The organism is Salmonella sp. SAL4457 (assembly GCF_046548235.1).
Lineage (GTDB): Bacteria > Pseudomonadota > Gammaproteobacteria > Enterobacterales > Enterobacteriaceae > Salmonella > Salmonella enterica.
The window spans coordinates 1-255 of record NZ_JBGDZO010000867.1; the positions used below are offsets into that span (position 1 = coordinate 1).

Consider the following 255-nt stretch of genomic DNA (forward strand, 5'->3'; position numbering starts at 1 on the left):
GGCCGGTCTGTTGCAGGGCGCGGATGTTGGCGTGGTCGTCGCCTTCCGGGTTGTCGCGCACCGCACGGTAGTGCTCGCCGAAGGCCAGCAGGGTTTCCTCGAGGCTGAGGCCCTCGAGGATGGCGAAGCCCAGGGTCTTGCAGGAACCTTCGTTCTGCCCGGCCGGGTTGCAAACGCTGCCGTTGTCGAAGGCGCTCGGCGTGTAGCTGTAGTGCTCGGCGATGAACGCCAGGGTGTCGGTGAACAGGTGGTGTT

At 65.9% G+C, this 255-nt stretch carries 1 protein-coding gene; it reads right to left on the minus strand.

From position 1 onward, the window contains the following. Positions 1–255, minus strand: a 255-nt coding sequence (locus ACLJNW_RS26660; RefSeq protein ID WP_410961575.1) for a HopJ type III effector protein, incomplete at both ends; no start/stop codon positions are given.